17 protein-coding genes and 3 tRNA genes are annotated in these 16,119 nt (G+C 67.2%); 10 read left to right on the top strand and 10 right to left on the bottom strand.

All coding sequences use genetic code 11. The features are described 5' to 3' along the window. The 3 genes from MHW47_RS20095 to MHW47_RS20085 all read left to right on the top strand — a co-directional run. A partial coding sequence (locus MHW47_RS20095) for a S1C family serine protease (protein ID WP_239225138.1) occupies positions 1 to 1,146 on the top strand: 1,146 nt, incomplete at its 5' end. A 54-nt stretch (positions 1,147 to 1,200) separates the two neighbouring features. Beyond that, positions 1,201 to 1,285 (top strand) — tRNA-Ser (locus MHW47_RS20090). Between the two features lie 314 nt (positions 1,286 to 1,599). Beyond that, positions 1,600 to 2,463 (top strand): DUF6602 domain-containing protein, encoded by an 864-nt coding sequence (locus tag MHW47_RS20085; RefSeq protein ID WP_239225136.1) that lies wholly within the window; start codon positions 1,600 to 1,602, stop codon positions 2,461 to 2,463. Here MHW47_RS20085 and MHW47_RS20080 read toward each other — a convergent pair. After that, positions 2,460 to 2,948: a DUF4411 family protein gene (locus tag MHW47_RS20080; protein WP_239225135.1), complete on the bottom strand. Its 489-nt coding sequence runs from the start codon at positions 2,946 to 2,948 to the stop codon at positions 2,460 to 2,462. The genes MHW47_RS20085 and MHW47_RS20080 overlap by 4 nt on opposite strands. After that, positions 2,948 to 4,084: an XRE family transcriptional regulator gene (locus MHW47_RS20075; protein WP_239225134.1), complete on the bottom strand. Its 1,137-nt coding sequence runs from the start codon at positions 4,082 to 4,084 to the stop codon at positions 2,948 to 2,950. The genes MHW47_RS20080 and MHW47_RS20075 overlap by 1 nt, the downstream gene beginning before the upstream one ends. Positions 4,085 to 4,291: 207 nt before the next feature. On the opposite strand from MHW47_RS20075, the gene MHW47_RS20070 reads away from it, so the two are divergent. Continuing rightward, positions 4,292 to 4,600, top strand: coding sequence for a transposase (locus MHW47_RS20070; RefSeq protein WP_239225133.1), 309 nt, complete (start codon positions 4,292 to 4,294; stop codon positions 4,598 to 4,600). 889 nt (positions 4,601 to 5,489) lie between these two features. On the opposite strand, the gene MHW47_RS20065 is transcribed toward MHW47_RS20070, so the two are convergent. The 5 genes from MHW47_RS20065 to MHW47_RS20045 form a co-directional block, all read right to left on the bottom strand. After that, positions 5,490 to 6,356, bottom strand: a complete 867-nt coding sequence (locus MHW47_RS20065; protein ID WP_239225132.1) for a GNAT family N-acetyltransferase — start codon at positions 6,354 to 6,356, stop codon at positions 5,490 to 5,492. A gap of 88 nt (positions 6,357 to 6,444) precedes the next feature. Further along, positions 6,445 to 6,609, bottom strand: coding sequence for a hypothetical protein (locus MHW47_RS20060; protein ID WP_239225131.1), 165 nt, complete (start codon positions 6,607 to 6,609; stop codon positions 6,445 to 6,447). After that, complete coding sequence (locus tag MHW47_RS20055; protein WP_239225130.1) at positions 6,606 to 7,730, bottom strand: radical SAM protein; 1,125 nt, start codon at positions 7,728 to 7,730, stop codon at positions 6,606 to 6,608. Before MHW47_RS20055 ends, MHW47_RS20060 begins: the two co-directional genes overlap by 4 nt. Beyond that, a complete protein-coding gene (locus tag MHW47_RS20050) occupies positions 7,715 to 7,936 on the bottom strand; it encodes a hypothetical protein (protein ID WP_239225129.1) in 222 nt (73 codons plus the stop codon). The genes MHW47_RS20055 and MHW47_RS20050 overlap by 16 nt, the downstream gene beginning before the upstream one ends. Then, complete coding sequence (locus MHW47_RS20045) at positions 7,924 to 8,253, bottom strand: hypothetical protein (protein ID WP_239225128.1); 330 nt, start codon at positions 8,251 to 8,253, stop codon at positions 7,924 to 7,926. The genes MHW47_RS20050 and MHW47_RS20045 overlap by 13 nt, the downstream gene beginning before the upstream one ends. Before the next feature lie 319 nt (positions 8,254 to 8,572). On the opposite strand from MHW47_RS20045, the gene MHW47_RS20040 reads away from it, so the two are divergent. Then, entirely contained in the window at positions 8,573 to 9,919 is a 1,347-nt protein-coding gene (locus MHW47_RS20040; protein WP_239225127.1) for a hypothetical protein, read from the top strand. On the opposite strand, the gene MHW47_RS20035 is transcribed toward MHW47_RS20040, so the two are convergent. Next, positions 9,897 to 10,430, bottom strand: a complete 534-nt coding sequence (locus tag MHW47_RS20035; protein WP_239225125.1) for an NUDIX hydrolase — start codon at positions 10,428 to 10,430, stop codon at positions 9,897 to 9,899. The two genes, MHW47_RS20040 and MHW47_RS20035, sit on opposite strands and share 23 nt — an antisense overlap. Before the next feature lie 242 nt (positions 10,431 to 10,672). Here MHW47_RS20035 and MHW47_RS20030 point away from each other — a divergent pair, with 242 nt between their 5' ends. Both MHW47_RS20030 and MHW47_RS20025 read left to right on the top strand, forming a co-directional pair. Beyond that, entirely contained in the window at positions 10,673 to 11,296 is a 624-nt protein-coding gene (locus MHW47_RS20030) for a hypothetical protein (RefSeq protein WP_239225123.1), read from the top strand. Between the two features lie 308 nt (positions 11,297 to 11,604). Then, positions 11,605 to 11,689, top strand: a tRNA-Ser gene (locus MHW47_RS20025). Between the two features lie 64 nt (positions 11,690 to 11,753). Here MHW47_RS20025 and MHW47_RS20020 read toward each other — a convergent pair. Next, positions 11,754 to 12,287 carry an NUDIX hydrolase gene (locus tag MHW47_RS20020; RefSeq protein ID WP_239225121.1) on the bottom strand — a complete coding sequence of 178 codons (534 nt, stop codon included), beginning with the start codon at positions 12,285 to 12,287 and terminating at the stop codon, positions 11,754 to 11,756. An 81-nt stretch (positions 12,288 to 12,368) separates the two neighbouring features. Here MHW47_RS20020 and MHW47_RS20015 point away from each other — a divergent pair. The 3 genes from MHW47_RS20015 (at position 12,369) to MHW47_RS20005 (ending at position 15,119) form a co-directional block, all read left to right on the top strand. Beyond that, a tRNA-Trp gene (locus MHW47_RS20015) sits at positions 12,369 to 12,442 on the top strand. Positions 12,443 to 12,639: 197 nt separating this feature from the next. Further along, complete coding sequence (locus MHW47_RS20010) at positions 12,640 to 13,281, top strand: SigE family RNA polymerase sigma factor (RefSeq protein ID WP_239225119.1); 642 nt, start codon at positions 12,640 to 12,642, stop codon at positions 13,279 to 13,281. A 188-nt stretch (positions 13,282 to 13,469) separates the two neighbouring features. Further along, entirely contained in the window at positions 13,470 to 15,119 is a 1,650-nt protein-coding gene (locus MHW47_RS20005; RefSeq protein WP_239225117.1) for a long-chain fatty acid--CoA ligase, read from the top strand. Positions 15,120 to 15,194: 75 nt separating this feature from the next. Here the strand turns inward: MHW47_RS20005 and MHW47_RS20000 are convergent. Then, on the bottom strand, positions 15,195 to 16,119 hold a 925-nt coding region (locus MHW47_RS20000; RefSeq protein ID WP_374230118.1), incomplete at its 5' end, for a response regulator.

Here is a 16,119-nt window from a genome sequence, read left to right as displayed (position 1 = left end):
CCGCCCGGTGGAGCGCAGACCGCCGAGTCGCCGCGCAAGCGGGGCGCGGGCGGGCTGGTGGCCGCCGTGGTGGTGGCCGCCCTGGTGGCGGGCGGCATCGGCGGCGCCCTCGGCTTCTGGGCCGCGGACCGCAACAACGACTCCGGTTCGACGACGGTCTCGGCGTCGTCCGACCCGCAGGCCCTCAAGCGCGATCCCGGCACGGTCGCCGGAGTGGCCGCCAAGGCGCTGCCCAGTGTGGTGACGATCGAGGCGCAGGGCGGCAACGGCGAGGGCGGCACGGGCACCGGCTTCGTGTACGACAAGGAGGGCCACATCCTCACGAACAACCACGTGGTGGCCTCCGCCGCGGAGAGCGGCGAGCTGTCGGCGACGTTCTCCAACGGCAAGAAGTACGACGCCGAGGTGGTCGGCCGGGCGCAGGGCTACGACGTGGCGGTCATCAAGCTGAAGAACCCGCCGAAGTCGCTGACCCCGCTGCCGCTCGGCAACTCGGACCAGGTGGCCGTCGGCGACTCGACGATCGCGATCGGCGCCCCCTTCGGCCTGTCCAACACGGTCACCACGGGCATCATCAGCGCCAAGAACCGCCCGGTCGCCTCCGGTGACGGCAACGGCGGCAGCAACTCGTACATGAGTGCCCTGCAGACGGACGCCTCGATCAACCCCGGCAACTCCGGCGGCCCGCTGCTCAGCGCGAGCGGCGCCGTCATCGGGATCAACTCGGCGATCCAGTCGACCGGCAGCATCGGACAGAGCCAGGCCGGTTCCATCGGCCTCGGCTTCGCGATCCCGATCAACCAGGCGAAGAACGTCGCCCAGCAGCTCATCAAGACCGGCCAGCCGGTCTACCCGGTCATCGGTGCGACGGTCACGATGGACGAGAAGAGCGGCGGCGCCACCATCGCGGAACGGGGCGCGGGCGGCACGGACGCGGTCACGAAGAACGGCCCGGCGGCCAAGGCGGGCCTGCGGGCGGGCGACGTCATCACGAAGTTCAACGACACCGTCATCGACAGCGGCCCCACCCTGATCGGCGAGATCTGGACCCACAAGCCGGGCGACCGGGTCACCCTCACCTACGAGCGCGACGGCAAGACGGCCACGGCCGAAGTGACCCTGGGCGAGCGCAAGGGCGACAGCTGACCGGCTAGGCTGTTCCCCGCGCCGGACCGGTCCCACACCGACCGCCCGGCGCGGGGTGGGTTGCCCGAGCGGCCTAAGGGAACGGTCTTGAAAACCGTCGTGGCGCGAGTCACCGTGGGTTCAAATCCCACACCCACCGCTTGCAGGTCAGAGAACGCGCTGACCAGGAGGGGTGCTCCGACCAGGGGCACCCCTTCGTCGTGGGGGCCTGTCTCACCGTGCTTCGCCTATGTGCCACTTTGGATCATGGTGTGTGGACCAGGCGTGGACCATGCGCGGTACGCCTTGTCCTCGAATGTCTATCAGACAGACTTACAGATCCCGATCGGTTGGCAAACGTAAGATCCGGGTAGGGCCTGGTGCCCGGTCTGAACCGTGCGGGGAAGCCTACGTGTGGGCCTGTAGCCCCACATGGGTGTGTGGATAGCGTGACACGAAGCGAAGGTGCGGAAGTTGAGCAAAATCGTTGAGCAATATTGGTCTGGTGTTGCTCGTCGCCTCCAAGAAGAAGTAGACACCTTCAATAAGCTCATCGGTCATGCCGGCGAACAGGGAAGAGAGAATGAACTCTCCCTGGTCCGGCTTATGGAGAATCTCCTTCCCGCAAGCGTAGGGGTCGGTAGCGGGATGATTATCGACTCCTTCGGAGGCGTTTCAAAGCAGACCGACATCATCATCTTCAGCTCTGCCAGTCAGCCGTCTATCCTTGCTCAGACGAATCAAGCGATTTACCCCGTAGAGAATGTCCTCATGACTATCGAAGTGAAGACAACTCTCGATGAGGATGAACTTGCGGACTGCGCTGCCAAGGCTGTTAAACAGAGAGAGCTACGTTCCGCAACGGGAGCTGACGCGCCCCCGATGATGGTTCTTGCCTATAACGCCGCATCCATGCTGTCGACGGTTGCCGATCAGCTGCGGAAAGTCGAAGAAGCCGGCCGGGCTGACGCCTTGTGTGTCGTGAATCCGGGAATCCTGGCTGGGACATCGCTGCCTGGTACCTCAAGCACGGCCACCAAGTACGCGATTGGCCTGGCCGCGTTGCATTCTCTGGATGAGTCAGGGGACAGAATGTCAGGATCGTGGCAGAGGCCGGCGTCCGATGAGGCAGGAAGGGTCGCACTCCGAGGGGGAGTCCCGTACCCCATCGGTCGCACGAGCTTGAAGAAAGTGGACAGAATAATTGGCGAACCGGGACGAGCGCTTCTGATCTTCTGCTCGATCATCCTGGCTGAGCTGAGTAAGCGAGCTGGTTTGCCTGAGCCGACGCTCCAGCATTATATGCAAGGTGTGGCGTTGGAGCTCTTCGACCTCTAAATAAAGTCGGCCATGTTCATTGCCTGCAGCATTTCCGTTGCAGTCATTGATTCGAGACCAAGGCTGGGGCAGGCATCGCTCAGACACAGGCGATTGGGAAGTCCGAGTCGGTCCTCTGTCACAACGATGCATTGCCGTCCCGTGTCGGCATTCATCAGGGCAAGAGAGGCGACGATTACTTGTGTCTGTTCGCAGTCGTCGTCGAAGTCTGCAAGATCCTCGCAGGTCCCAAGCACTTCCTCTTGCCAGCCGTTGTCTACGCGGTAGTGCTTCCTGTGCGCTGATGCGGCCTTGATCCAGGTGTAGAGAAACTCACCTTCGGCGAACTTCTTGCAGTCTTGCAGTACCTGGTTCGGGAAGGTTAGGTTTCCGGCTGCCATCTCATCGGTTAGGCGATCGAAGAAAGAATATACGCGCTCCTCGGATGAGCAGAGTCCCGGCAGAGTCAGCAGTGCATGCGCATCTATGACGTACAGAGGCGGCATTACACCTCTTCTGCTATGCGCTGCTGGAGATTCCGGAGCTGTTCTCCATTTACATTGAGGTACTTGCGGGCGTCAATATCGTGCAACTTTCCGCGCTCGCGAGCTGCAAGCAGGAGTCGCGGGTAGGTGACGCCGTACTCGCGCATTCGAACCAGATGAGTAGTCTGAAGCTCTCCGCCGAATCCGGGTGCGTCGACTTCAAATGAACCCGAAGATACGACACGATATAGAGGCTGCGAAGCGATTCCGAGATGGATGAGCCGCAATGCGACACATTGGAAGCTCGCGCCGTAACGGTTAGAGATCCGTCGTACGGACTCGATGTCGTCATTCTCGACGCGAGTGATCTTGAGATACTTTGCGATGTACGCGCGCAGATGTTCTTCCGGGAGCAGGAAGGCTGCGGCGAATCTATCGCACCAGCGCTCCTCGGAATCCTCCGGCTGGTCGCATACAGCCTGCTCGTGAGAGATTAGGTGTCCGAGCTCGTGAAGCATCGTAAATGTGCGAGCGGCGGCTACCTGGCTGCTGTTATATGCGATCAAGGGCACTGTTTCGCTGTACAAGGAGAACCCTCGACAAGCGTCACTGTTCAGCGAGAGCTGCAGCACCATGATGCCTTGATCTTCGAGAGATCTGCGCACCATTTTAGTGACGGCCAGCTTACTGGTGGCCTTGACTTGATCGCTAACGTTCCAGTGCAGCCAAGTTTGAACGCTTTTGGCAGTCGCTTCTGGTGTTCCCTGGCGCGTAGGCAAAGTGGCAGGGTGATGCTCTTCGACTCTCTCGGCTGCCCAATTGGCGATCTTCTGTCGTCGCTCAGCGAGCCGGATTTCCGCCCTTTCCTCTGACGTTAGGGTTCTTACGCCGTGAGAGCCGAAGGGCTTGCGAAAAGACGCCCGCAGGGGTCGTTGCGCGGGAACGTGAGGTGAGAAGAAGAGAGACGTGGGTCGACGGAGAGTCTTTGCGATTTGCCGTAGTTGCGTCAGTCCAGGAGTCTCATCCCCAGTCATCCAGGAGTCGACCGTGGTCGGGTCTGTTCCAAGATCACCTGCGAGCTGCGTTCGGCTGGTGCCAGCCTGCTTCATCGCCCAGACGAGCACGTCTGGGTTGATGCGTTGCTTGATGGCTGCCATGTAACCAGCCTAGCTATTGGGCGTCTGAGGGTCATCACTTATGTCGTGCGTCTGGGTGCTCACAGGGCTAGCACGCATGCGCTACCTGCCCTGGTTGTGAGGCTGGGACTCCGCGCCTACTTGGCCTTCGGATCGACTGGGTCTGCCGCACGAACGGGTGACATCTGAACTGGCTTGCCGTGCATGGCAGGTGGGAAGGATTTTGCTGTGCCCAAGCCTTATCCCCAGGAGTTCCGCGAGGACGTCGTGCGGGTCGCGAGGAACCGCGGCCCGGGCGTCACTGTCGAGCAGGTGGCCGCCGACTTCGGCGTCCATGCGATGACGTTGTGGAAGTGGATGTGCCGCGCGGACATCGACGACGGAACGAAGCCCGGGACGACCAGCCAGGAGAGCGCGGAACTGCGGGAGTCGCGACGGAGAATCAAGCTGCTGGAGCAGGAGAACGAGGTCCTGCGGCGGGCGGCGGCCTATCTGTCGCAGGCGAACCTCCCGGGAAAAGGATCTACCCGCTCGTGATAGAGCTGGCCGGTTACGGGATGCCCGTCACGGTCGCGTGCCGGGTGCTGAAGCTCGCCAGACAGCCCTACTACCGCTGGCTCGCCGACCCGGTGACCTCAGCTGAGCTCGCCGAGGCGCATCGCTCGCACGCATTGTTCTCCGCCCACCGCGACGACCCGGAGTTCGGCTACCGCTTCCTGGCCGACGAGGCCCGTGACGCCGGAGCGGTCATGGCCGACCGCACCGCGTGGCGGATCGGCCGGGACAACCAACGGTGGAGCGTGTCGGCAAGAAACGCGGCCGGACAAAGAAGGCGGGCCCGCCGGTCTACGACGACCTGGTCAACCGGGCCGTCACCGCGACCGGCCCGAACCAGCTCTGGCTCACGGACATCACCGAACACCCCACCGGCGAGGGCAAGCTCTATCTCTGCGCGGTCAAGGGGGCCCGCTGGCGCGGGCCGCGCGGCGCGGCGGCCCCAGGCCGCCGCTGGCTCCATGCCTCCGCCAGCGCCCGCGACGGCCCCCGCCCACTCGCACCGCAAAGCCTGAGAAGCGGGCAGCCAGACCTGCGAAGTACCCCGCCAGCTTGTCCCACGGCGAGCACGGCCAGCAGGAGCGGGACGCCTGCCAAGTCCGCACCGGTCACCGCGGATCGACGTTCAACCAGCCGTGATCCGGTCGGCCCGCCTCCTGTCTATCCGTCAGGCGAGGCCGGCGGCAGCGCTCAGGCTGCAACGTGGCCGAGACCGTGACGGATTGGGGAAGCGTGGCCGGGGCCGGTGGGTGGTTGCTGGAGACACACATGGAGGGTGCTTGTTCGGCCGCCCCCGCTGTCGTGGCTGACTTCTGTGACTGAGGTCGCCAACGGCATGGCAGCCGACCAGAGAAGGTGGGGCTGTCAGGAGCTATGCGGACATGGTGTAGGTGAAGCCGAGGGAGGTGAGTCCTTCGGTCTGGCAGAGGTGGTCGGAGGGGCCTTCGACCTCAGTCTGGAGGAGTTGGTAGGCGGCGCCGTGGGACTGGCCCCAGTGCATCGCCGCCCGCCACAGGATGCGTCCCAGGCCCTGGCCTCGGGCCTCGGGCAGAACGGCGAAGTACTGGGGCATGAGTTGGGGGCGTCCGATGGCATCGGGGAGCACCTCCATGGGGCCGATCGCGCCCACGACGCGGTCCTCGACGGCGGCGGCGATGACCGGGCCGCACCGGCCGGCCTGCATCTGGGTGTGGAGGAAGGCCAGGCCATCGCGCGCCATGGCCTCGGCGAACGGGGCGAAGGTCTCCTGCACGGCGGCCGGCCAGGCGGTGACGGACCGGACCGGACCACCCGGGTCGGGGCAGGGGCCGACGGTGAAGTCCTTCAGCTGGATGCGGGTGCCCCGCGGGTGTGTGGTCTCGGGGCCGAGGGGGCGTACGACCCGGGCGCTGACCACGTCGTGCACGGCCGCGAGTTTTGCGGCCAGCTCGGCGGCCTCATCCACGATGGTGTCGCGGAGCCCGTAGGCGAAGACTTTCACAGTGCCGCGTCCGCGCCGGGTGAGAGTGGGGATGAGGGTGTGCTCGCGCTGGTGAACCACGTCTTCGCGGAGGACTTTCTCGTCCTTCTCGCCGCCCCAGCGCCGGTCCTTGTCGTAGGGCAGGAAGTCTCCGGTGTCGGCCGCTCGCAGGGTGTCCTCGAACACGCCGACGGTCAGGGCATCGGGGTGGACGGGACCGAGAGTCGGCACGATTGGCGCGGTCAGCACGGGCCGCAGCCAGTCCCAGCGGAAGAACATGAGCGGCACCCTAGCGGTGGGACGGGCAGGGCTCAGGCCCCAACGCGAGTACGCCGGGGCCTGAGCGGAGTTGACCGGATCGTGTCGGTCAGTGGGGGTTGTCGTCCCCGGCGTCGCAGAAGCACTCCGCGCTCTCCACGATCACGTCGAGGTCCTGGACGGCGGTGATCGACGCGGTTGCGACGGGCGGGGCGGCGCGGCGGGCCGAGGTCGGCGGGCCGGGGAGGATGGTCACCGGTACGGGCGGGGTCATGAGGCGTTCTCCTTGTCTCCGTGCTGGCAGTAACTGTGCAGCGGCGCCTTGGCCTCCTGGTAGTGCTTGGCCAGGGGGCGGCAGACCCGGCAGGTGCCGGACAGGGCGCAGCCCTCGCACCCTCCGGTGCGAAGCATGAGGCGGTCGGCAATGGCGCCGAGCCGGGTGAGACCGTCGATGCCCTCGGTCATCAGGTCGATCTGGTCGTCACGGCCGACCTTGCAGATCGAGACCTTGGCGTGCGGGTCGGCGTGGAAGAAGGTGTGACCCGCGTTGCAGCCGGCGAACGGCTTGCGCTGCCGCAGGTGGGCGGCGGACTGGGCGAGCAGTGGCTCTCCGCCGCCGTAGATCGTGGGCGTCATGTTCGTGTACGCGTGGTTCTCGACATTCCACTCGTCGGCGAGGGCGGCCATCTCGTCGGCCTCGGAGGCGTTGTCCTCGGTCACCACGACGTTGATCCGCAGCGGCAGGCCCGCCTCACGGGCGGCGTCCATGCCGCGCCGGAACGCTTTCCACGCCCCGCGGCGCTGGGTGAGCGTGTCGAAGGACTGCTCACTCGCCCCGTACATGCTGACCACCAGGCGGTACGGCGGAGAGTCCCGGAAGAGCTTCAGGAGGTCCGGCCGCCAGAGCAGGGAGCCGTTGGTGGAGATGGTGAGCATCATCCCGGCCCGCCAGGCGTAGCGGTAGGCGCCCTGGAAGTGGGGATCCATGGTGGGCTCGCCGCCGGTGATCTGGAGCCAGAGGACGCCGGCCTCGCGCATGATGTCAAGGAGTCGCACCTTGCCCTCCCAGCCGAGGCCGGAGAAGGGCCGCTCGCCGAGGTAGCAGTGCTTGCAGCCGAAGTTGCAGCCGAGGTTGATCTCCCAGGACGCCCGGCAGTAGCCGTACGGGGACGGCTCGCGCACCAGCACGGTGCCCTGCGTGGTCTGGCCACTCAGGTCCAGGCCCCACACGTCGGCGGCGGTCTGTACCGCCCAGGCGGGAAGCGACTCACCGTCGGTGGCGGCCTGGCGCAGACCTTCGAAGTGGTCGGCGGAGATGCGGGCGCCGGCCCGTGCTCCCGGCTTGAGGAGAAGGTGCCCGTCGAGGAACGGGGAGGCGATCAGAGCGTGGGCCATCGGTGGCCCTCCTTCCGGATCACGGAGCGGGACAGCACATGGGACTCGTGGCGGTCGACACGGCAGTGGATCTCGCCCAGCCCGTTGCAGGTGCCGCAGGTCTTGCCGGACGAGTTGGCGCCGCTGCCACCGCAGTCCCCGCACTGTTCGTTGCGAGGCGAGCGGGGGTGCCGGGTCTTGTACGGGCTCGCGATCAGCTGGGGCACGAGACCTCCTCCTGGTTGTCTTCCCAGGTGTGCTGCTTGGCGTGGTTGGCGAACAGACAGCAGCCCTCACCGTCGGATCCCGGGGCGGCCACCGGGCAGTCAGGGAGTACGACGAGCTGCGCCCTGTTTGTTTCGTGCCAGCGGAGCCACAGCGTGGTCCCGTATGCGCCGGCGTCGGTGAGGAGACCGAAGTGCTCACCTTCCTCGTGCGCAGACAGCTGGCACTGCACGGTCCTGTCGATGTACGGGGCGGCCGACTTCTCCCGCGCTTCCCGTGCCAGGTCGAGGGGCACCCCGCGCCAGTGCCCGCACCGCATCACGCCATCCGGAAGGACGCGACGGCGTTCCGGGTCTGCTGTGAGCACCGGGGCAGACGCAGGGCGAGTAGCAGCCCGGGTTCTCCGGGACCACCGGGTCCTCGCCCACGCGTACCTCCGTGAGAGGCCCCCACGTCTGGCCGGAGTCGCGGGAGACCCGCAACGTCATCCGTACGTCGTCCTGTCCGTTCGCCATGGCCAGGAGCATCGCGATCCACGGGACCGGCCAGAAAGGCCAAGCGGATTACCCAACTTGGGTAGCATCACCCTCGGTTGACCAAGTGCAGCGATCCGTAGTCCTCATGCCGGAGCGTGCCCGATGCCCGAGCCATCTCGCTCGAAGGAACTCCCGGTCAGCCTGCTCACGGACCCAGTGATGATCGAGGCATGCCAGGCCAGAGACTTCGGCCGCATCTTTCAGCTGGTGAAGGCACGGGCAGGCATCTATCCGTCGATGGTCGCGCGTCGCTGCGACCTGACCCCGAGCCGGGTGGGCGAGGTGATCGCGGGGCGCCGGCAGTTGCTGCACATGGACGTGATCGAACGGATCTCCGACGGACTGCGCATCCCTGGACACATGCTCGGACTCGCCCGACGCTCCTGGGAGACACCGCCCAGCCTGACGGTCGCTCCCCGCCAACCTGCCGAGTTGCCAGCCTCAGCCATCGAACCGCTGGTCGCTGGACTGCCCGGGGCGGACGTCGACAGCATCCTCGCCCTGGCAGCCGAGCGGGATCTCAGCGCGTCGACGCTGGACGCGCTGCACTCGTCGATCGCGGACTACTGGCGCCGGGACGACGAGCACGGCGGCGAGACCTTGCGGCCGGCGGTCGTCGGCCAGCTCCGCTACGTCGTCGACCTCCTCAAGGAGCAGCGTCCGGCTCCTTTACGGGACGGCCTGCACAGCATCGCGGCCGAACTGGCCCGGCTCATCGGATGGACCTACTTCGACGCCCGCCAGTACAACCAGGCACGCGCCTACTTCACTGAATCCCTCGGACTGGCCAAGGCCATCGACGACCGACAGTTCACGGCCAACGTCCTCGCCTGTATGAGCCTCCAGGCCACCTACCAGGACAAGCCCGGCGACGCCCTCGCACTCGTCACGGCCGCCCAGGACCAGGCCCGAACGGCGGCGGGGACGACACCGCGCGTGCTGGCCATGCTCGCGATGCGCGAAGCCTTCGCCCACGCCACCCTCGGCAACCACGGCGCGACCCACACCGCGATCTCGGAAGCCCACACCCAGTTCGGACGGATCGGCACCGGCGATCCCGACCCGGCCTGGGTCGCCTACTTCGACGAACCGAAGCTGATCGTGGACACCGGCATCGCGCACGGCCGCCTGGGCGAAGCCGCCCTCGCCGAACCCCTCATCGCGGACGCCCTCCGCCGAGAACACCAGACGAACCACCGAGGCCGCGCCTTCCACGCCTTCTGGCTCGCCCGCACCCAACTCCAGCGCGGCAAACTCGACGAGGCGTGCCACACGGCCATGGACGCCCTGGCCCCGGCGGCGGCCGTCAGCTCACAACGAGTCGCCGGCCACCTCCGGGAGTTCTACGAACAGCTGGAACCCTTCCGCCGCGAACCGGCCGCGGTGGCGTTCGAGGCCCGGCTACGGGAAGTGCTGCCGCGCCAGGTCAGCGGATCGCCTCATCCATGAGGACATAGAGCAGCCCGACGAGGGAGCCACTGCTGACGATCTCGCGCCGGTCGATCATGCCCCGCACGTCGGCCAGCGGAATCCACTCGATCCGGTCCGACTCGTTCTTCTCGGTCGGCGGACCCTCGTACGTCGCCCCATCGGCCCGGAAGACGTGGTGCTGGGAGTCGGTGATGCCGTTCGCCGGCTCGGCGTAGATCAGCGGCGTGATCGGCCCGGGCCTCCAGCCGGTCTCCTCCAACACCTCACGGGCCGCCGCCTCGGCCGGCGTCTCGCCCTCCTCGACCAGACCCATGGGCAGCTCCCACGCCCAGGCGTCCGTGATGAAGCGATGCCGCCACATCATCAGCACTTCGCGCCGCTCGTTAACGACGGCGGCCACGGCCAGGTGTCGGAGCTTGATGACGTGGTGCTCCCAGCGGTTCCCGTCTGGCGTCTCGACGTCGGTGAGCCACAGGTTCACCCATCTGTTCTCGTAGATCGGACGTTCCCCGTGGATCTTCCACTGCATCGCTGCGGCCCCTCTCAATTGGTCTCCAGCATCGCAGAGTCGGGTGTGGCTGCAGCCAGGTTCGGGGAAATTTACGTCACAGTGACGAATAGGGGGACGCCGCTACGGTCTCACGACGGGAGTCTGCGTGGGTCCAGCTCTGGCTGACGACTCGACTAGGGCGGCGCTTGCTGATCTTCTGCCGGAAGCTCCCCTTGGGCTTATATCGTACGGGCGGCGTATGTCGTAGGAGGGGGATGCGCGTGTCTGAAATGAGTTCAGAAGGGTTCACTGTCGATGGAATCACGCATTCCTGGCGGATGGGGAGGATGCCTGAAACTGAGCAAGACTGGCTTACTGAGTATCGACTCATGGTCATGAGTGACGTCTCGTCAACTCGCTTGTGGGGTGCGCAGCGTGAGGAAAATGAGAGGCTTGCCCAACAAGTAGCTGATCTTACGGAAGAGAAGCAGCAGATCGCGGCGCAGCAACGACAGCCTACATTTCACCTCGGTAAGCGCCCGGAGACTCCTGAGGAGATCGATGCTGAGGTTCGTCTTCGTGAGATCGAGCGGCGCTGGGAAGTGGAACTCGCAGATCGTAAGCACCGGGCGGAGCTGTCCTTCGAGCAGTCCGGTCTCGTCCGGCGTGCGGAAGGCGTTCGTGGCTGGGCGCTTGTTGCGGTGGTATTTGCGATCATCGCGTCCCCTTGGGTGGCCATGATCGCCGGGGTTGCTGCGAAGGACTTCAGCCTCTATGTCACGCCGGTTACAGGCATCGCTGGTGCCATCATCGGTTACTGGTTTGGTCAAGGCCAGCAGAATGAGCTTCGACCGCCGACAATCGCTCACTCGCCGACCTTCACACCCCGAACGGAGTCGCCGTAGCTGCGGTTGCTGGACGGCGGTACGGCAACATGGCTGCCCGGTCCAGAGGCGTCAGTGCGACATTAATTTTCTGATTATGGGGCGGGACTGCAGGCGACGCTTGGCCATGGCCCAGCGAGGGCCTTTTGCCGGTGGGCGAGGCACTACGCCAGACTTCCCCGCGCTGGCTGCGGGGCGGAGACTGGGCTCTGTGCGGCGGCACTGGCGAGTGGCAGACGCGGCCAGTGGATCCCGTGTGGACCACGGTCCTCGTGTGAGGTCGGTGGCCGGTGCGTTGCATCCGCTCCGCCCCAGATGGGCCAGCGCGGGGTGGGTTGCCCGAGCGGCCTAAGGGAACGGTCTTGAAAACCGTCGTGGCGCGAGTCACCGTGGGTTCAAATCCCACACCCACCGCGGCAGTGCGGAGGGCGGGTCTCCTGTTGGGAGGCCCGCCCTTTGGTTTGTCGGGGTGGTCCGGTCAGCGGATCGACTCGTCCATGAGGATGTAGAGCAGGCCGACCAGGGTGCCGCTGCTGACGATTTCGCGGCGGTCGATCATGCCCCGGATGTCGATGAGCGGGATCCACTCGATCCGGTCGGACTCGTTCCGCTCGGTCGGCGGGCCCTCGTAGGTGGCGCCGTCGGCGCGGAAGACGTGGTGTTCCGCGTCGGTGATGCCGGCGGCCGGTTCGGCGAAGATCAGGGGCTCGACCGGGCCGGGGCGCCAGCCGGTTTCCTCCAGGACCTCGCGGGCCGCGGCCTCGGCCGGTGTCTCGTCGTCCTCGACCAGGCCCATGGGCAGTTCCCAGGCCCAGGTGTCCGTGATGAAGCGGTGCCGCCACATCATCAGGACCTCGCGCCGTTCGTTGACCACCGCGGCCACGGCCAGGTGGCGCAGCTTGATGACGTGGTGCTCGAAGCGGTTGCCGTCCGGGGTCTCTATGTCGGCCAGCCACAGGTCGAGCCAGCTGTTCTCGTAGATCGGGCGTTCCCCGTGGATCTTCCACCGCATGGCTGTGTGCCCCCTCCTGATCGGCTTTCAGCATCTCAGAGGGCGGGGCAGGGACGGGCTTCTAGGATGGCCGCGGGGGCGGGGCCGTAGCGCAGAGGTCGTCGCGCGCGGTCTCCAAAACCGTGAGGACGCCGGTTCGAATCCGGTCGGGCCCGCCCTGTCTTCCCCCGCAGAGAGGGTTTCAAGCGGGCCGTGACCCCGGGGTTGGTCTCAGGGGTGACCCGGAGTACCGGGGTGCCGGCTCCTCCACCCGTAGGAGGTGGAGCGGGCGCCGGACCTACACCCTGAGGGGGACGGGGTTTCGGGACCTGGGGGCGATCCGGCGGGCGGGCACCGCTTCTAGCGTGGAGCCATGACCACGCCAGTCCGTACGGGCACCCACAGGGGAGCCGCACCGGTACGCACGTCGGCCGCAGTACGCAGCTTCGCGCCGGTGCGCACGTCGGGTTCCGCCGCGCGTTCGTCGCGCGGTGCGCGCACGTCGGCGGCGCCGCACCTGCCGTACCCCTCGTTCACGTCGTTCGTGGAGGCGCGGGGGCCGGTGCTGCTGCGGGCCGCCCGCTCGCTCACCGCCAATCCCAGCGACGCCGAGGACCTCCTGCAGACGGCGCTCACCAAGACGTACGTCGCCTGGGACCGGATCGAGGACCACCGGGCGCTCGACGGCTATGTGCGCCGGGCCCTGCTCAACACCAGGACCTCGCAGTGGCGCAAGCGCAAGGTCGACGAGTTCGCCTGCGACGAGCTGCCCGAGCCGGAGACGGTGCCCGGCCCCGATCCCGCCGAGCAGCAGTCGCTCCACGACGCCATGTGGCGTGCGGTGCTGCGGCTTCCGGCCCGGCAGCGGGCCATGGTGGTCCTGCGGTATTACGAGGACCTGAGCGAGGCGCAGACCGCCGAGGTGCTCGGGGTGTCCGTCGGTACGGTCAAGAGCGCGGTCTCCCGGGCGCTCGGGAAGCTCCGCCTGGACCCGGAGCTGATGCCGGTCCGCTGACACGGTCCGCCGCGCGGCCCCGCCGAGCCCCCGGAGAAACGGAACGGAATCGTCCTCTCTCAGTCACAGTCGGTACGAAATTGGCGGACGACACCGATTCGTACGCTCGCGGCTAGTGACATACCGCTTGGTATGTGAGCAGAATCAGCGGAACCCTACTGCCGCGTAGCGCCCACCGGGAGGACGCCGTGCTGAGCACCATGCAGGACGTACCGCTGACTGTCACCCGCATCCTGACGCATGGGATGACGATCCACGGGAAGTCGCAGGTCACGACCTGGACCGGAGAGCCGGAGCCCCACCGGCGCAGCTTCGCCGAGATCGGCCGACGCGCCACGCAGCTCGCCAACGCCCTGCGCGACGAACTCGGCATCGACGCAGATCAGCGCGTTGCGACGCTCATGTGGAACAACGCGGAACACGTCGAGGCCTACCTGGCCATCCCGTCCATGGGCGCCGTCCTCCACACGCTCAACCTCCGCCTCCCCGCCGAACAGCTGGTCTGGATCGTCAAGCACGCCGACGACCGGGCCGTCATCGTCAACGGCTCCCTGCTGCCGCTGATCGCGCCGCTGCTTCCCCAGCTGACGTCGCTGAAACACCTGATCGTCTCGGGCCCCGGCGACCGTTCCGTCCTGGACGGCGCGGCGGTACGCGTGCACGACTACGAGGAACTGCTCGCCGGCCGCCCCACCACCTTCGACTGGCCCGAGCTGGACGAACGCCAGGCCGCCGCGATGTGCTACACCTCCGGCACGACGGGCGACCCCAAGGGCGTCGTCTACTCCCACCGCTCGATCTACCTGCACTCCATGCAGGTCAACATGTCCGAGTCGATGGGCCTGACCGACAAGGACACCACCCTCGTCGTCGTCCCGCAGTTTCACGTGAACGCGTGGGGACTGCCTCACGCGACGTTCATGTCCGGCGTCAACATGCTGATGCCGGACCGTTTCCTCCAGCCCGCCCCGCTCGCCGACATGATCGAGCGCGAGCGCCCCACGCACGCCGCCGCCGTCCCCACCATCTGGCAGGGACTGCTCGCCGAGGTCACCGCCCACCCGCGCGACCTCACCTCCATGGCCAACGTCACGATCGGCGGCGCCGCCTGCCCGCCCTCCCTCATGGAGGCCTACGACAAGCTCGGCGTGCGCCTCTGCCACGCCTGGGGCATGACGGAGACCTCGCCGCTCGGCACCATGGCCACCCCGCCCGCCGGGCTGACCGACGAGGAGGAGTGGCCCTACCGCGTCACCCAGGGCCGCTTCCCGGCCGGCGTCGAGGCCCGGCTGGTCGGACCGGCCGGCGAACACCTGCCGTGGGACGGCCGGTCGGCCGGTGAGCTGGAGGTACGCGGCCCCTGGATCGCGGGCGCGTACTACGGCGGCGCGGACGGCGAGATGCTGCGCCCCGCGGACAAGTTCAGCGAGGACGGCTGGCTGAAGACCGGTGACGTCGGCGTGATCAGCGAGGACGGCTTCCTCACGCTCACCGACCGCGCAAAGGACGTCATCAAGTCCGGTGGCGAGTGGATCTCCAGCGTCGAACTGGAGAACGCCTTGATGGCACACCCGGACGTGGCGGAGGCCGCCGTCGTGGCCGTCCCGGACGAGAAGTGGGGCGAGCGGCCGCTCGCGACGGTCGTCCTGAAGGAGGGCGCCACCGCCGATTACGAGGCGCTGCGCGCCTTCCTCGCCGAGTCGGGCATCGCGAAGTGGCAGCTTCCGGAGCGGTGGTCGGTCATTCCGTCCGTGCCGAAGACGAGCGTCGGCAAGTTCGACAAGAAGGTGATCCGCAAGCAGTACGCGGAGGGCGAGCTGGACATCACGCAGCTCTGAGCCACTGACCGGACAGCGCGAGGGCGGTACGGGTGTCTTCCCGTACCGCCCTCGTCGTACGCCTCGGTACGCCGGTCAGTTCGTGCCGATCTTCGCCAGCAGGTCCACGATGCGGGACTGGACCTCTTCGCTCGTCGAGCGCTCCGCGAGGAAGAGCACGGTCTCGCCGGAGCTAAGGCGCGACAGTTCGGTCTGGTCGATGCCGGCCGAGGTGTAGACGACCAGCGGCGTCCGGTTCAGCTGCCCGTTGGCGCGCAGCCAGTCCACGATGCCCGCCCGGCGGCGGCGTACCTGCATCAGGTCCATCACCACCAGGTTCGGCCGCATCCGGGTCGCCAGCGAGACGGCCTCGCTGTCCGTCGCGGCGCACGCCACCTGCATGCCCCGCCGCTCCAGGGTCTCCGTCAGCGCGACCGCGATGGCCTCGTGCTCGTCGATCAGCAGGACGCGCGGCGGATGCTGCTCGCTGTCGCGCGGCGCGAGCGCCTTGAGGAGTACGGCGGGGTCGGCCCCGTACGCCGCCTCCCGCGACGCCTGTCCCAGCCCGGCCGTCACCAGTACGGGCACCTCGGCGGCCACGGCGGCCTGCCGCAGGGACTGCAACGCCTTTCGGGTGATCGGGCCCGTCAGCGGGTCCACGAACAGCGCGGCGGGGAACGCCGCGATCTGCGCGTCCACCTCCTCGCGCGAGTGCACGATCACCGGACGGTAGCCGCGGTCGCTCAGCGCCTGCTGGGTGGAGACGTCGGGCGCGGGCCAGACCAGCAGCCGGCGCGGGTTGTCCAGCGGCTCGGGCGGCAGCTCGTCGTCCACCGGCTGCGGCGAGGGCCGGTTGGCGACCTCGACCGCGCCCCCCGGGCCGTCCAGCGGCTCGGGCCCCTCGGCCGCGCCCTCGTCGGGGGCGCCGATCGCGTACGCGCGGCCCTCGGCCGGGGGCGCGGAGATCAGCTGGCCGGAGCCCTGGCCGTGCACGGTGCCGCCCGGGGCGGGTACCGCGGGG

This window comes from Streptomyces sp. OfavH-34-F, assembly GCF_022347745.1.
GTDB lineage: Bacteria > Actinomycetota > Actinomycetes > Streptomycetales > Streptomycetaceae > Streptomyces.
Note: the sequence above shows the minus strand (reverse complement) of the source record. Positions and strands in the feature narration are given on the sequence as shown.

What these genes read in the sequence shown, in the direction of transcription:
- MHW47_RS20080 (WP_239225135.1), bottom strand. Translation starts at nt 2,948, where the DNA reads ATGCCGCCTCTGTACGTCATAGATGCGCATGCACTGCTGACTCTGCCG.
- MHW47_RS20075 (WP_239225134.1), bottom strand. Translation starts at nt 4,084, where the DNA reads ATGGCAGCCATCAAGCAACGCATCAACCCAGACGTGCTCGTCTGGGCG.
- MHW47_RS20065 (WP_239225132.1), bottom strand. Translation starts at nt 6,356, where the DNA reads ATGTTCTTCCGCTGGGACTGGCTGCGGCCCGTGCTGACCGCGCCAATC.
- MHW47_RS20060 (WP_239225131.1), bottom strand. Translation starts at nt 6,609, where the DNA reads ATGACCCCGCCCGTACCGGTGACCATCCTCCCCGGCCCGCCGACCTCG.
- MHW47_RS20055 (WP_239225130.1), bottom strand. Translation starts at nt 7,730, where the DNA reads ATGGCCCACGCTCTGATCGCCTCCCCGTTCCTCGACGGGCACCTTCTC.
- MHW47_RS20045 (WP_239225128.1), bottom strand. Translation starts at nt 8,253, where the DNA reads ATGCGGTGCGGGCACTGGCGCGGGGTGCCCCTCGACCTGGCACGGGAA.
- MHW47_RS20040 (WP_239225127.1), top strand. Translation starts at nt 8,573, where the DNA reads ATGCCCGAGCCATCTCGCTCGAAGGAACTCCCGGTCAGCCTGCTCACG.
- MHW47_RS20035 (WP_239225125.1), bottom strand. Translation starts at nt 10,430, where the DNA reads ATGCAGTGGAAGATCCACGGGGAACGTCCGATCTACGAGAACAGATGG.
- MHW47_RS20020 (WP_239225121.1), bottom strand. Translation starts at nt 12,287, where the DNA reads ATGCGGTGGAAGATCCACGGGGAACGCCCGATCTACGAGAACAGCTGG.
- MHW47_RS20010 (WP_239225119.1), top strand. Translation starts at nt 12,640, where the DNA reads ATGACCACGCCAGTCCGTACGGGCACCCACAGGGGAGCCGCACCGGTA.